We start from the raw sequence: 14,805 nt of genomic DNA on the forward strand, positions 1-14,805 counted from the left end.
GTAACTTTGACGCTTCCAGCCATGCGGACCCCGAGGAGGAGACGGAATGCGCAAAATTCCGCAGTGGGAATTTGATTTCTACGCCTTGTCGCTTCCACGAGGTCACGACTTCGGCGAACAGCCGCCGGTTGCTGCATGGGCAGGATCGGACAACCAAGGGTGCGGGATCGTCACCCACAGTTCCCTCGACGAGACATTTGGCGTCATCGTACTGCGGCGGCGATTGGATTCGGTCTGGACCATGACACGGCAGGAATTGGGTTTCCCGTCGATCAAGGCTGCGGCTGAAGCTCTGAAGCCATATCTAGCGGACGACCTTCCACCCGAACCTTTGCCATCGGGCATCGTTATGCGTCCCTCGCTCTTCGACTTGGGAAGTCGAGAGCCAAGCGACGTATTTCGAATGCTTGCAACACCAGCGCGTCGGCCCGCCGCGTGGGCGCTAAACCAGCTCTACCTTGCTATGCCGAGACCTGACCGAAACTGGGTTAGCGACTGCCAGACGACTAATTTTCACACTCGGCTATGGGAGGCACAACTTCTCGCCTCTTTCCGTGAGCAAGGTCTACTCGTAGAGCAGCCATTTGAGTCGCCGGATTTCCGCATCGAAAACCGCCTCGGCCACGTAGCCTGGGTTGAGGCGGTCACGGCAAATCCGCCGGCACCCTATAATCACGTCAATGCGCCCTTTGCGGATATACCGACCGACAGAGAAGAGATTTTCTTCGGCGGGGCCGCCGTGCGCTTCGCCAAGACGATCGGCAATAAGCTAGAGAAGCAATACGACCAGCTTCCGCATGTCACCGGAAAACCGTTCATGCTAGCCGTTGCCGATTTCCACGCGTCGGGATCAATGATGTGGAGCCGTGAAGGGTTGATCGGTTATCTGCAGGGGTCGGGCGCAACCGTGGCAGAGGTCGATGGCCGGCTTCAAGCCGTGCCGATGCTCGCGGAGACATTGCTTGGCCCCACTCGATTTCCGGCCGGCCTTTTTGCGAACGATCGCCATGCCGAGCTTTCGGCTGTTATTTTCTCGAACGCCTGCTCGATCGCCAAACTCAACCGCGTTGCGATCTCCGGTGGCGGAGCACCCAAGGGCTACCGCTATACGAGGATGGGAAAATTTTTCGACAGGACGCCCGGCGCGCTGGAAGGCATATCCTTCTGCCTCGACATCACAAGCGATGAGTATCGCCGCCTTTGGCCACATGGCTACGAACCATGGACGGCCGAAATGGAGGTTTTTCACAATCCCTTTGCTCGTCATCCAGTCCCTTTCGAATTGCTGCCCGAGGCGCAGCATTGGTTCGAGGAGAATGGCGAGTGGCAATGCAGCTCCATTTATGAGGCGTCGATTCTGTGGTCGCAGACGACGATTACAGACGCAGACAAGCCGGCACCCACGCTGCAAGATCTTCTGGACGCGGAAAGTCGCGGTGCTAAGGATGACTCGTCTAGCGAAAGCTAAGATTCGGTTTTATCCGTTTGGGGCGCTCCGTAGGAACCGTAGTTTACCATCTATCGGCAGAAGCGCAGAAGTTATCTCTACAACCCTGGACCAACACCGCTCGCAACCACCTCAATTCTGACCGTCCGCCGCAATCAAGGCGGGCATATGGTCGGCGAACTCTCCTTGGAGTGGAATCGAGTACGATGTAGCCAACTCAGCTATCTGATAACCGATCGACTTGCGCAATGCCCTCAGCGCGGCCTCGAAAGCCAGCCAGTCGGGATCACCACCGTCGCACCGCAGCGTAGCAAGATCGAACGGCTCGACCAGATCAAAGAAGTGGCGGATCGTCTTTGCCAAGGCAACGATGACGGTATCGAGTGGACTACCAGGAGCGCAATCGCGTCGCAGTCGGCTCAGATCGTGGCGCAGGCCATCGAGCGATATTCGCACGCGATCAGGAAACTCTGCGTCAAACCTTGCCCAGAATGCTCTACGGTCTTCAACGAGCGCAACGATATAACGGGCTAGTCCGGGGGCCATTTGCCCCGAGCGAAGCAGCTCGATGCTGCTTGACCACCCCCGCTGACGCACCTCGGCGATCAGGGCTTCATGGTCGCGTTTCCAGTCGCGGAGTTGTTGCGCTGTGAAGCCCGCATGGTCTTTGTCCACCATATCACCGCACTCGCGGCACAGCCAAAGACCGTTCGCGGCAGACCGACGCTGAGCTTCGCTTTGATTGGGATCGTAGCGCGGACCTCCTTGGGCCGCCGCGCAGATATGCGCAGCATGTCCTGTTCCTAAGCCTCGCTCATTGCCGGATCTCGGCCCCGCGGTGAGCCGAAGACATTGAGGGTTGGAGCAGAAGTGTGCGGCTCTCATTGCGAGTTCCCGCTTTACCGCCGGAGCAAATTCATGACGCGTCATCGCTTTACCTCAGATTACGACAACCATAGATGCCACACCGAGATAGGGCCTAGTTCAATGCCCGCACTCGCACCGCCTTCATAGATCAAATTGCGGCCGTGCCGGGAATGAGCCAAGTCATTCGCCGCAACGCTAACAGCAGTCGGCAAACTCTCCATGAGATACCCTGGGGCTTCTCTGATATAGCCCCAGACAAGAAGGGAGTCAGTTTCGTGCTATTGACGACCCATCTCGGACGTAGGCAATCATAAACGCTTCGCGGTTTCCCCAGGCATATTCCCGATCTACGAATCGACGAATACCATTGTCACAATAGAGTACCTCAGTCTTCAAGCTGGCGGCGTCGATAATTTTTGCTTCGGTGATCAGCGGAAATCCGCGGCTCCGATTTGATAGATAGATCGACAGGTCCGGGTGTTTCTCCAGATATGCGCCGTTGAAGCTCAGGCTTTCCTTCCCTCGCGCGACACAAAGCACCAACTGCCCCCAAAAGGGATCTTCCTCAATCAGTGCATTGAGCCGCGCTTCCATCAGCGCTGTTACTTCATCATCCGGGCGCAATCCCTCCATCTGGCGACCAGACAACCAGATCGCGTGGCCGCCATCGGAAAGGCTCTCCCAGAAGGGCCAAGCCGTCGCGGAAAAGCGCATACTGGTACGGCTCATCTCCATCGGCCCTAGCAATGCGATCTCCCGCGGAGAGCGCAAACCCTATCGGTTCTACGATTGGAAGCCTCATCGTTGCTGACAGCCCCACCCCTCGGTCGCGGATCGCATTGCTCAGCGCGTTCAAGAATTCGTTTCCCGCTTTCTCCTCGATCGCGAACCAGCCGAAGTCAGAACCAGGGTGACGAGCTGGCAACAATCGTGCGCGCCGAGCAAGCCGCCACCACTCTGGATGATCAAAAAAATCTTTGATCCACCACGGAGGGCCGCCTGGTCGCACAAGCCACGGAGGCGCTGCCAAATAGGTTCGCCCAGCATAGCCAAATCGAAGGAGCGGGACGTTATTTCGCTCGGGAGCTGGGGACTCTGGCGAGCGGATCCAGTCGATCCAATTTGTTACTTCCGGCGCGCCCATCAAGAGAAAGTTCGAGCGATGGGTCGCTAGAGCCATTGGCGCCGGCGTGCCTTCTGCAACCGCACCTCTCTGCGGGACGCTTGGCGGTAGAGTTCGTTTTCGCGGCTTTGAGATCCGTGTTTCCGACACGGCTAGGAAGCTCCCGGCTGCCATCGGCTTCGAGCCGAACGCAATTGAATAGCCGTGGATGATCTCTCCATACGGCGACGGCTTCGCGACAAAGGGCTTTACCTGCTTGATGTATTTTCTCTTCGCCGCATTCGTTATCTTGGCAGCGCTCGCATCTTTGGCGAACGAACCGTGCGCCTCGGCGAGCACGACACCGTGGCCGGATGCGTTGCCACCTTCGTAAATGAAATCCGCATGGGGGTCGAGCGATGACGAGAGGCACGCCGCGTTGGCTCGCCATGCGTAGCCGAGAGCGTCCATGTAGAGGTGGGCAATGCCAGCACCGACCTTGGCCGCAAAGTGCGACCCGGCAGTATCCGCGAGGAATTTGAAATGAGGTTCGAGCGCAAATGCCGACCCATCCTGGAGCAAAGTCTGAAGTTCGATCAGGGCACTTTGCTGCAATCCGTCGAGCAGGGCGATGGGTGCATCATCCCAGGTCGTCGCAGTCCTCGCGATCGCGGCCGCCAAGGCAGTCGGATTGAACGACAAGACTGGCTGAGCTGGCGGCGCGGCGAAATGCGGAGAGACCGGGCTTGGCACGTGACCGTGCTTCGTATGCTTGGTCAAACCAATCAGCTTGGTCGATGCCCCCAGCCCGACTGTCGACACGGTCCCGCTCATTCCTTCAGCTCCGCAGCCTGCGCAACCAAGTTGACGAGTTTCCATCCTCGGTTCGTGGCGCGCCCCAACAGGGCCATTGCTTCGGATTTGCGCAGCTGCATGCCTGGCAACTCGCGCGGCCTGGTCACGCCCACGAACACGTTTGTCGCGGCGGTGTCGACACAGTCCGACGGCGGCTCCAGCGCCGTCACGAGACCTTCGAAGTCCACCCCCCTCCCCAATGCAGGCTTCGCAGCGCCCACCGCCGTCAATTCCGGATCCAAACGTGGTTGCGGTGATGGACCAAGTAAGGCCGATGCTCATCGCGCAACGCCAGCCTCGGCGCTTTGTCTAAGGACAGGGCTTCAAGCGCAGCATTTTCCAAACGAGCAGAAGTCAAAACCATTCCATCGTCGTCGAATGTCACCAGCCCGGCATCGAATGCAGCGTCCCACAGAGCGGACAGCAGAAGTCCGTTATACACGTCGAGTCGCTGCGCGTCGGTCGTGCAATCGGACCATGGCATCATGTGCGAGGCCCTCAGCAGCGCAGGACTCGAAATTCCACTCAACGGGCAGGTTCCGTTCCAGTATTCCATCATGGCATCGCGAAAGATGTTCTGTCCGATCCTGAATTTTTGTGCGCGTTCGCCTTCAGTCTCGCCGATCCCAGCGACGGCTCTTTCGTATCTCTCAAGGGGAAAGTTGGGCAAGCTAACTGACAGGCGGTACGCCGCTTGGACCCCGGCATGCAGCTCATCACGCGTGGCAAACATGAAGGCCCCTGCGTGACCTTTGGCCCAAGGTGCCGCAGGTTGAGCGTCCAGCGCTCGCGCCACTCCCGGCAGCATCAGAGATAGAAAGAATGGACCGGAGCCGCTTGCGGCGGCCAGTGCAATCTCCCCTGGCGCACTAGCCGACCGGAAAAAGATCCATCCGCCAGCCTCTTCAGGACCAATGCGGTAGCCATGCTCGTTCGCGGCGTCGCGCAGCTCAGAGAGCAGGACGAAGGGATAAGCTGCGAGACGCCCTTCGGTGCTGATCATAGGTCAACCCCGAGCAAGCGCTGCGCGGGCGGATCGCCATGCAGTTTTAGCTGCAGGTAGGGACGTTCCCTGAACTCGCTTGGAGGCGCCGTGGTTGTCGTTACGATGTACTGAAACAGCGGCTTTCCGCCGACACGCTCCAAGTCCTGAACGATATCAAAGAGCCGCCCGTAAATTGACAAGCCAAGGTCGGCCTCACGTGGGCTGTCGTGAAGCAGAAATGACGGTACACGCGTCGCGCCTTCGATACTCACGCACATCGCAGCAAGGTCGAAGGCCAGAACCTTGAGAGAGTCGATCGCGGCTGTCCTGCGGTCGCCCCCCATGTCTACCGACAGGTCAAGCCCATTCCCGCTAAGGGTGATCCGACCCTTTGCATCGTGGCCGACCAGCCGTCGGACGATAGGGTCGAACTTCTCGCTCATGCGTCCGAAAACGCGAGCCTGTTTGTCACGAAAGGCGCCTAGCCGCTCTCTCTCAGTCTCAAGTTTTGTACCCAATTCGCGCAGACGCTTGATATCCGCCTCCTGCATTTCGAAGAGTTCGGCAAGGCGCTCAACATCGTCTTGGAGCCTGCGGGCAGCGTACCAAGAGGACTCTCGGGCATCGCGGGCCTTCTCGATGTTCGTGACGTGATCGACGGATCGGTCGAAGTGCTGCTTGGCCAGAGCAATCTGGGGCAAGAGCTGCGTCTGCTCTTGCCGCAGATGTTCAACTCGCTTCGCTTGGGCGTCGTGATCAGCTTGTCGTTGATTCCAACGCTGCCGGCAGGCGTCGACATCAGGAATTCTGTGCGAGAGCTTGCAGCCCTCTGCCAAGGCTCGGTCGATGGGGACTTCGCATATCGGGCAGATCGGGCTTTCAGCCTCGACTTTCGAATAGGAAAGTCCAGGCAATTCCCCGCGTATCATCGCCAATGTGCGTTCTTCAGCGGGAATTAGCGCTCCGATCCGGATACGCTCGCCTTCAAGGCGCGCCCATTCATTTCTCGCGGCCTCTCGTTGCTCGCGTGCTGCGGCGAGTTCAGCGTCGCCGCCAGTCGGAACCTTGCTTGCTGACGCCAAGCGCGCGCTGGCGGACCTGCGCATGAGGTCGATCAGCAATGGCATCTCTGGAAGCGACGGACCGTCGAGGTCGAGACCCGTAACGAGCCGAGTTTGCGTGCGTTCGATTTCCCACCGGCGATGGCCAATCTCTTGATCCCGGACTCGGCGCTCCTCGCTGAGGCTATTCACTTCACCACGCGTGGCTTGTTCCTCAGGCGTGATCGCCATCAGAAACGAACGCAGCGCCTCAAGCCTTGGTCCCTTCTCCTGTCCGCTCGCGGGCATCGGTGAATCGGAGTCCGAGGTCGGCGACCGCCAGTCAAGGACATCGTCAAATCGACACTCTTGGTCCCGCGTGAGCCAGGCGAGCGCGACCGGCCAAATTGGCCCGTTCGCTTGCGGGCGAACCAATTGGGCAAGCGCCGTGGTAATGATTTGCTGATCGACCGCTTGGATGAACGGCTCCATACCCGTTGAAGCACCCTCACCAGCGGCGATCTCATCGAGATTTCCGCCCGGTACAGCCATGTGTCGCCGACGCACGCCAAGTGGGCGAACGATCGCCCAACAGATTCCATCTAGTATGATCTCGGCACCCACGATGCCGTTCAGGAATGCTGTGCCGATCCGATCACGCTGAGGCTCCGTGGCGAAGCGATCCTCACCAAGGCAATAGCGGATAAGCCGGCAAAAAAGCGTTTTGCCGCTACCATGCCCAACAGCATTTGTTTGACCTACAGAAGCGGCATCATCCGCTCCGTCGGGTGACCAGACGATGTTCAGACCCGGACGAAGCTCGATGTCCCGCACCTTCTCTCCACCGGGCTCCTTCCATATGACAAGTCGTCGAACCCAAAGCCGCGGCCCCTCCAACCCTTCGGCGGGTGTGACCGTCAGAAGCTGCGGGTCGAGAAGGTCAGGCTGCTGCGGCATTGATCACCCACTGCTGTATATCAGCGGGCAGCGAATCCACCGCCGCATCTAGGTTGATGTCCTCCAGCGCACCGAACACGAAGCCTGCGCGACCGTCTGGCCATCCAGAAGTGTCTATGGTGTCCAAGCCGAAACCAGGTGCCCATGTCCCACGATCGAGATCCTCCACCAATCGCCCGTTGCCACGGTGGTTTCGCAGAGCGCCACCCCACGCTGTGTTGTTCCTCGCGACGAATGTCGCGACATTGCCGGCAAGAGGATCGGCCTCCACTCCCACCAAGCGACGCCACTCTACAGCCTTGGCGCTTGGCAGGAGCGGAGCAAGCAGACGTGGTTCAAGGACGAAGGCGGCGGCAAGACGAACAACGTGGATCGGCCTCGGCCCATCCATCGCTTTGAGAATCGCAGCCAGAATGGCGCCAGTATCACCGGGGTGCGATTGGCCAGCCCGCGCCCATATATCGTCAGGCAGAGCAGCCGCACCCGGTCTTGCCTGAACGGAACGAAGCTCGATTGGACGCGCTGCAACCCGCGATCCAAGGAGCCGATCGTAAGCTTCGAGCACAAGGCGACGTGTCTGGTACTCCCCGAATCGCCGTTCCTCGTTGGCCTTGAGCACTCGGAACGTTTCAGACGGATAATTAGAGCCACCTGCATCCGCCGGATCGAGTACGTACCGCAGTTCGTCGCGCGAGAGACCGTATTTCAGCGCAAAAAAGGCATCCAATTCTGCGCGCAGGAGAGCACGGCGACCTTCATCCCAAGGGAACGGCGGGCCGCTGTAACCGAGATCTTCAGCCCACGTTCGCATCGATCTGCTTGTGTAAGTCAGTTCAAGGACGCGGGGCGCAACGAAATCTTTGTCTTCCTGGAAAGCAGACGGAGGCATTACCGGAAACTGTTTTAGCGCCTCGACCGTCAAATGCGTCCCACCAACCACCTGCCTACCAACGTAGTCCATCACTAGAGATGTCAAACAAGCAATAAATGTTGCAGCCAATCCGGGCCCCACGTCGAGATACATAACACGGATCGTATGACCTACGCCTACTCTCGGAAAAACACCTGCGATCACCGTTCGTTCGACGCTTCGTAGGGCGATATCACGCCAACCCATGAGCCAACGAGGTTGCTTGCGGTCGATTAACGCAGAGCCGAGCGCAATTGCATCGTGCGGCCCATCCGTTAGGAATTCGATGTCGCTCGCGCTCAGCGGCGTTTCGCGCTGCATGTTGCGGCCGGTAGCCAGCACCTTCGGATTGAGCACGAACCGATCCGGAGACTCACCAAGTACTGCGCGCCAGGCATGGCCATTGCCCAGAGTGCGCACGAGATCGGATTCACGGAGACGCCCTCCATCCAGGGCGCGATAGCCACTAAGCCATTCCACAAGGCTCTTCAGGATCCGGTTAGGATCACTGTCCCGAACACCGCGCTTCAAGCTGTTCGGAACGCGTGCAGCGCGTAAACTCACCTCGGACTCCGGCACCCAGTAGCGGGGCTCCACCTCGAAGCTAGGATCTTCCTTCTCAACGGTTTGGGAGTCGCGCGCACCGTCCTCATCTTCAACATTCGCCCCAGCAAAAGTCGCCCAGCGATGATCGAAATGATGAATCATCTTTGCTTCATAAAGAGGCAAATAGCGGCTGAGTCCGCCTTCGTCTCTGCGTACCCATGACCCATCATCAAAGGACAAGTTCTGTAGTTCCGCCTTCCTCTTCGTCAGAAACAAATGGCTGGCGTCCGCCATATCGAACATTTTAGTTTGATATGTGAAACCCCAAGGATTCCGCTCCTTCAGCTCATCCGATGGCTGATCCTCTATCAACACCGGAGTTCGGGCGTAGAGCTGAGCCGTCAATCGGGCGTCTGCTCGCGATCGAAAGACCGGCGACGTCCGTGTATTCGGATTGATATGAGCGATTTGCTCGGCGCTCAGCGTGAAGCGCCGCTCCTTATTCTCAAGCTCCTCGAGCTGCCGGATATCGAAACAAAACTCCGCCTCTCCGCTGGCGGGTCCGATAGTCAAAATACAGAACGACTTTCTATCATCGGTGCCTTTGAACCAACCGCGGATCTCATAAAAGCTATACAATGACGAAAGTCGTTGTTTCTTTACGAGTTCGCCGAAAAACTCCGAATTAGTGCTGTCAGTTGCGATGCCCGTTGGAACCAACATACCTGCACGTCCGGTAGGCCGGACTAGTTTCAAGAACAGTTCAGCAAACAAGGCATATGTGTTGATATCGCCTTTGCCAGTTAAGAAATATCTTCCCGATGACCGAACAAACTCGCTGGTGGCTTCTGCTGTGCGTTTGGCAAATTGGAAATCGGCCCAAAGTTGACCATCGGCACTCGCCGGATCTGCCTTCTCCAACTCCTGGATCAACTTCTGGCGTTCAGCCTTATTCCTAGCAGTTGCAATCTCAGGCGAACGCGCCGCGAAGAACTCCTGTTCCTGTAGCTTGATGCGTTCCCAAGGCGGATTGCCGATCACCACATCGAATCCGCGCTCATCCGGAGACGGCAAGCCGAAGATCCGCGGAAACTCGATATGCCAATGGAAAGCGCGAACGGCTTCCGATGTCTTTCTAGCGCCGGCAATCAAATGCGGCGCGACTTCACGCCCCCCGGCTGCCCACCATACATGTTCGGTGAGCGGCAGGTCGTCAAAGGTGCCGACCACTGATGGTTTAGCCGCGAAGTAAGCTGCCGTATAAAGATAGGCAGACACATAGAGATCACTCGCCGATTTAAGGCGCTGCCAATCATTGGAGGCCCGCAACGCGCTAAAATCCCGTCCTTTGGCCTCTACCTGCTCCAAATCTTCTTCAGGAAGCTCGTGAAGACGGCGGTCCGCCTGAGAAAGAGTTTCAGGAGGCCTTAATTCGGACAAAAGCCCAGTGGCGCCTTTGCCATCACGTTGTTGCTTATTATAGCGGCCATAGGCTCTGGCGACTTCTTTATCGTCCCCAGTAAGTGGCTTATAAGCTTCGTCGGGAATTCCCTTCTTCAACATCTCGATATCGAACACGCCGATCAGACTGTCACCACATCGGATGTTACAGTCGAGAAAACTAAGCGGTTTTCCCGGTTCAACTGCTTCGATCCATAGAGCCACCTTGGCCAACTCAACGGCCATCGGATTGCGATCAACCCCGTGAATCGAGAGACTCACGACATCGCGCATTGCTGCCGGATAGTCGGGAGCCTCGCTTTCGCGCAACTGCGCCACGCGTGTAGCCATCCGGCGTGCCGCGCCGAGTAGGAAATGCCCCGAACCACAGGCTGGATCAATTACCGACAACTTGAGGATCGCCTCGGCACCTCCCTCGGCTTCGGCGCGCATAAGAATCGGATCGAGCGTCGAATCGAGGAGCGTCTGGACGAGACTGTCCGGCGTATAATAACTGCCGGAGGTCTTTCGCGCATTACCTCTCGCTTCGTCTGCATCGGCAAAGCCGAAGCGGCGCCCATGCTCATCTCGGACGGGAACGAGCTCAAGCAATCGCTCGTACACCGAACCGAGCTCCTCCGTCGCCATGTCCCGCCAGTTTACCCGGACACGGCGTCCATCCTCGAGAAGCCAGCTCAGATGAAAGATGGCGTGCAAGAACGCCCGATTCGGCAGCCTCGCATCATCGAGGTCGGGCGTCGCGCCGCGCGTGAAAAGCCCTCCTAACGCTGGCAATCCGAGTAACTTCTCGCCGTGCTCCAGCCCTCGGAAGACGATCTTCGCCGCCTCCCAAGCGTCGTGATGGTGATCGTGTGAGGAACGTCGAGCGGACCGATCTCGCATATGGCAGAAGCCGTAAGCGGAAGCATAGAGATCACGAGCCGATTCCGATGCATCCGGCCCATGTAGAAGTTCGCGATCCTCCGCGACCGCCAAGAAGATCAACCGATAGACAACGCGTAGGAGCTGCTCAAACCAGGCTTGCATGCTGGTATGATTTTCATCGAGCTTCACCCGCAGGTCGGGGTTCGCATCCAGAAACCCCTGGCCAAGCGCCAGTAGTGCTTCCTTGACGCTCTTTCCAAGTCGATCACGTGCCGCCGTTCCGGCTCGTAATCCAGCCTCACGCCAGCGCTCCAGGGCGCAATCGGCCGCCGCAGCATTTTCCCCGCCGAAACGTGTCGCGTGAATCAGCAGCCACGTGGCAGTGAAGTCCGCGAACATCTCGTCGCGGAAGATCGCCCCCAAATCCGCTTCGATGTAGGTTGGGCGGGTGAAGCTGGCGTTGTCCCGCATGAGGCGGAGGCGGTCGCCGGCAAAGACCAGACCCCATAAAAATTCGCCGTTCGCGTTAAGCCAGTCCTGGAGCAACACGCTCGGCGAACGTCGCGGAATTGTACCGCCATGTTCGTCGCCAAGATGCGGAAGCGCTTTGGTGAACGCATCCGCCTCAGATAGAGGCGCGGCGACGACGATGGGCACCCTACCGCCCTTTGCCTCAAGGGAAATACGGTAGGTATGCCCATCCTGCTGGTGAAGATTTGGACCGCGCAGGCCCTCGAACCCGAACGCCTCCTCCAGCAGGCTCTTAACAAAAGCGGTCGTTTGATTCTCGGTGGGTGCCGCCAATTTGGCATAAGCCTGCCAATGCGCTTGGCCGATCCTGAAATAGCGGGTGATCTCGTCGCGCAGGTTCGTCCCTTTGGGGCAGCCATATTCCGCAGCTGCTTTCTGGTCTGGTGCAGTGGCGGCGATCACCGCAACCTGATCGGGAGAGATCAATCCTCCCTCGATCGAGACGGCGGTGAGCCCAATATTGGCCGCACGCTTGAGATGCCGGGCCATCACTCGCCCTCCGGAAGGAGGACATAGAGACCTATGATGTCCGCTGGCAAAACAGGAACGACCTCGACCGTCGCCCCGCCGCGCGCGGCTTCCGTCAGCCGAAGATGGTCGGCGGAAAGCGCAGCTCCGCGGTCCGCTGCGAAGGCCTCTATCGCAGGCTGGTAGCTCACCAAACGTTCATGAGCTCTCTGGAGCTGACGCGTAGCAGCGAGTTCATCGAGATTTCCTGCTGCCTCGGCCTCGAGAAGCTCAAGGGCAGAATGTCCTTCGAGAATCGGGGCTGGAGCTATTCCGCCGAACGCGATGCCTGTCGCTTCCTCGGCAAGCAGCAGGCGGTTCGTGCGGCCGCTGGTGATGAGCTTGAAACGAAGGCGCAACAGCATCAGCGTTGTCATCTGAGCGACGGCTCGCGTGCGCCAGGCACCGCACCGGCCAAGGGGACGGAATGCTGCCCCTTCCGGATCCAGCGCCCCCTCGGCCAAAATTTCCGCCAAGCTCGCAACGAGGGGGTGGACGCGCCCGAGATGCGTCACGCCCGGCGCCGGATCATCCTCGAAGCCAACCCTTCGTGTCCCTCGCAGACCACGCGCCTCCAGGCGTTCCTTGATGGCGTCGGGCATTGCATCCAGATGCACTAAATGATGTTGCCCAGCCTTCTCCAATGGCGCACCGGCGCGCTTCAAAGCACGTTCCGTGAAGCGCGCAACTTCGGTCGGACCACCGTTTAGCGCGCGCATCTGCCGCCACTCCGGCAGCACTTCATCGGGTTTCAACGCACCTTGCGCATAGCGCGCACGGCTTGCTTTCGCATTCTCCTCGGCGTCCCGCCATTTGCTGTCGAGCCGTTCGCTTGAGAGACCGAAATCGAAGGCCAACTGCTCCCGATGCCCACCGGCGCGAAGCATAAGCGCTTGCATCAATGCCGACGTCACGCCCTCACTATCTTCGGGCATCGGCACCGAAATGCCTGTCGCCTTCCGAATGGCGTCCGCTTTTCGCAGGATGACCTGCAAGACCGCGCCATCAATCGCGCTGTTGTCGCCAAAGATCGTCACTGAGCGGACGACAGGCGAACGCTGACCAAATCGGTCGACGCGCCCTTCGCGTTGTTGGTGACGGGTCGGATTCCAGCTTAGATCGTAATGGACGACAGCATCGAACAGCGCTTGCAAATTGATGCCCTCGGACAGGCAGTCCGTCGCGACGAGAATTCGGCTCTCGGAGTCTTCAAGCTGATCGATGCGAGTTCGCCGTTCTTCAGGCGGGAGCCGTCCTGTCACGACTGCGACGTCAGCCTTTGGCCAAGCACGCTTGATCTCTTCGCCCAGCGCTTCCGCCGTTGCGATAAACCGGCAGAAGATGACCGGCTTGGCTCCTTCCTGAAGTAGCCCTTTTAGAACCTTGAGCAGCCGCGCGACCTTAGGATCCTCGCCACGACGGCGATCAAGGGACTCTGCAATCGCGATCAGCTTGGCGAGTTCACCGCGCTCTTCGGCGCTGGCGCTGGCCGTGCCGGGCTCCACGTCGCCTTGGTCGAGCAGGCCTTCGTCTTCGTCGAAAACAACGGGCTGCATCGCCTCTTCGTCCGCCACACCGGACAAGCGATTGCGCAGCGCATTTATCGCGGCCGCAGGGGAGGAGCCGACGCATCGCATGAGTGCGAGCGTTCCCCAAAAAGCAAGTCTTCGACTGCGCTGATCAGCACCGGCACGTTGCGTAACAGCAAGGCAATAGTCCAGGACGCGATCATGAAAAGCGCCAAATTCGCCGCTGAGACTGAAGGGCTCATCCTTCACCTGGTGAACGGGGAAGGTCCGTTTCTCGTGCCAACCAGATTCCGTGATGTCGGGTCGGCGCCGCTGGACATAATGTTGAGCCAGACGGCGTGCATATCGTGTGCGTGCATTCTCATCGCCTTGGGGACCTCCCGCGAAGTCCGGGCTAATAAGGCCTAGAAGACGATCAAACGCCGCTTCATCACCACTGTGCGGCGTTGCCGTCAGCAGCAGCATGTGACGTTCTTCATCGGACGCCAGACGTTCGAGAAGCTCGAAACGCTGATGTCTGCCGCGGTCTCCGCCGATGCAGGCGTGTGCTTCATCAACGATCACAAGGGATGGGCAGGCCCGGGCAAATTCATCGCGGCGACTGTCGGCCTTGATATAGTCAAGGCTCACGACGGTGTGCGGAAAGGCCTCAAACAGGCTTTGAGCCGCAGGGAGACCACGCTCCAGGCTGCGCGCCTTGGCCGACGTCACCGCCACGGCGTCGATATCGAACTTCTCTGCAAGCTCACTCACCCATTGCTCAACGAGATGGGGCGGACACAGCACCGAGAAGCGGTCGATTAGACCGCGGTCGAGCATCTCGCGGACGATCAATCCCGCCTCGATCGTCTTGCCGATCCCCACATCGTCGGCGATCAGCAACCGCACTACCGGCAGCTTCAAGGCCATCATCAGCGGCACGAGTTGATAGGCGCGCGGCTCCACGCCGAGATGCGCAGCGCTTCGGAACGGGCCGGCGCCTCGGCGAAGAGACAGACGGAGCGCATCCGCTAGCAACCGCGCACCGTCCTGGGTGTCCCGCCGATCGAGTGTGGGTGGTGCAAATCGCGCAGGCCTGACAGGATTGACTTCAAGCGCAAGAGCAATCCGCTGTGCATCAGCTTCTGAGCCTGACAAGGGCCGCACATTGAGGATGTCTTCGTCTGGAGACGGAAGGACGACCCACTCGCGTCCCCGCGCCTCT

Annotated in this window: 9 protein-coding genes; 1 reads left to right on the forward strand and 8 read right to left on the reverse strand. The window is 59.0% G+C overall.

Features of this window, described 5'->3' with window-relative positions; genetic code table 11:
• Positions 1-46 precede the first annotated feature (46 nt).
• Positions 47-1,468 carry a hypothetical protein gene (locus ACS5Q0_RS13295; RefSeq protein WP_473127121.1) on the forward strand — a complete coding sequence of 474 codons (1,422 nt, stop codon included), beginning with the start codon at positions 47-49 and terminating at the stop codon, positions 1,466-1,468.
• Positions 1,469-1,579: 111 nt separating this feature from the next.
• Here ACS5Q0_RS13295 and ACS5Q0_RS13300 read toward each other — a convergent pair whose 3' ends face one another.
• From ACS5Q0_RS13300 to ACS5Q0_RS13335, 8 genes are all read right to left on the reverse strand, one after another.
• Complete coding sequence (locus ACS5Q0_RS13300; protein ID WP_473127122.1) at positions 1,580-2,125, reverse strand: hypothetical protein; 546 nt, start codon at positions 2,123-2,125, stop codon at positions 1,580-1,582.
• Between the two features lie 456 nt (positions 2,126-2,581).
• The gene (locus ACS5Q0_RS13305; protein WP_473127123.1) at positions 2,582-2,938 is read right to left on the reverse strand and encodes a hypothetical protein; all 357 of its coding nucleotides are present in this window, start codon (positions 2,936-2,938) and stop codon (positions 2,582-2,584) included.
• The gene (locus ACS5Q0_RS13310; protein WP_473127124.1) at positions 2,925-4,250 is read right to left on the reverse strand and encodes a hypothetical protein; all 1,326 of its coding nucleotides are present in this window, start codon (positions 4,248-4,250) and stop codon (positions 2,925-2,927) included. The genes ACS5Q0_RS13305 and ACS5Q0_RS13310 overlap by 14 nt, the downstream gene beginning before the upstream one ends.
• Entirely contained in the window at positions 4,247-4,459 is a 213-nt protein-coding gene (locus ACS5Q0_RS13315; RefSeq protein ID WP_473127125.1) for a hypothetical protein, read from the reverse strand. The genes ACS5Q0_RS13310 and ACS5Q0_RS13315 overlap by 4 nt, the downstream gene beginning before the upstream one ends.
• Positions 4,460-4,497: 38 nt before the next feature.
• A complete protein-coding gene (locus tag ACS5Q0_RS13320; RefSeq protein ID WP_473127126.1) occupies positions 4,498-5,274 on the reverse strand; it encodes an HNH endonuclease in 777 nt (258 codons plus the stop codon).
• Positions 5,271-7,253 (reverse strand): chromosome segregation protein SMC, encoded by a 1,983-nt coding sequence (locus ACS5Q0_RS13325; RefSeq protein WP_473127127.1) that lies wholly within the window; start codon positions 7,251-7,253, stop codon positions 5,271-5,273. The genes ACS5Q0_RS13320 and ACS5Q0_RS13325 overlap by 4 nt, the downstream gene beginning before the upstream one ends.
• Positions 7,237-12,054 carry an Eco57I restriction-modification methylase domain-containing protein gene (locus ACS5Q0_RS13330; protein WP_473127128.1) on the reverse strand — a complete coding sequence of 1,606 codons (4,818 nt, stop codon included), beginning with the start codon at positions 12,052-12,054 and terminating at the stop codon, positions 7,237-7,239. Before ACS5Q0_RS13330 ends, ACS5Q0_RS13325 begins: the two co-directional genes overlap by 17 nt.
• The gene (locus ACS5Q0_RS13335) at positions 12,054-14,546 is read right to left on the reverse strand and encodes a helicase-related protein (protein WP_473127129.1); all 2,493 of its coding nucleotides are present in this window, start codon (positions 14,544-14,546) and stop codon (positions 12,054-12,056) included. The genes ACS5Q0_RS13330 and ACS5Q0_RS13335 overlap by 1 nt, the downstream gene beginning before the upstream one ends.
• Between the last annotated feature and the right edge of the window lie 259 nt (positions 14,547-14,805).

The organism is Microvirga sp. HS2, from assembly GCF_055792805.1.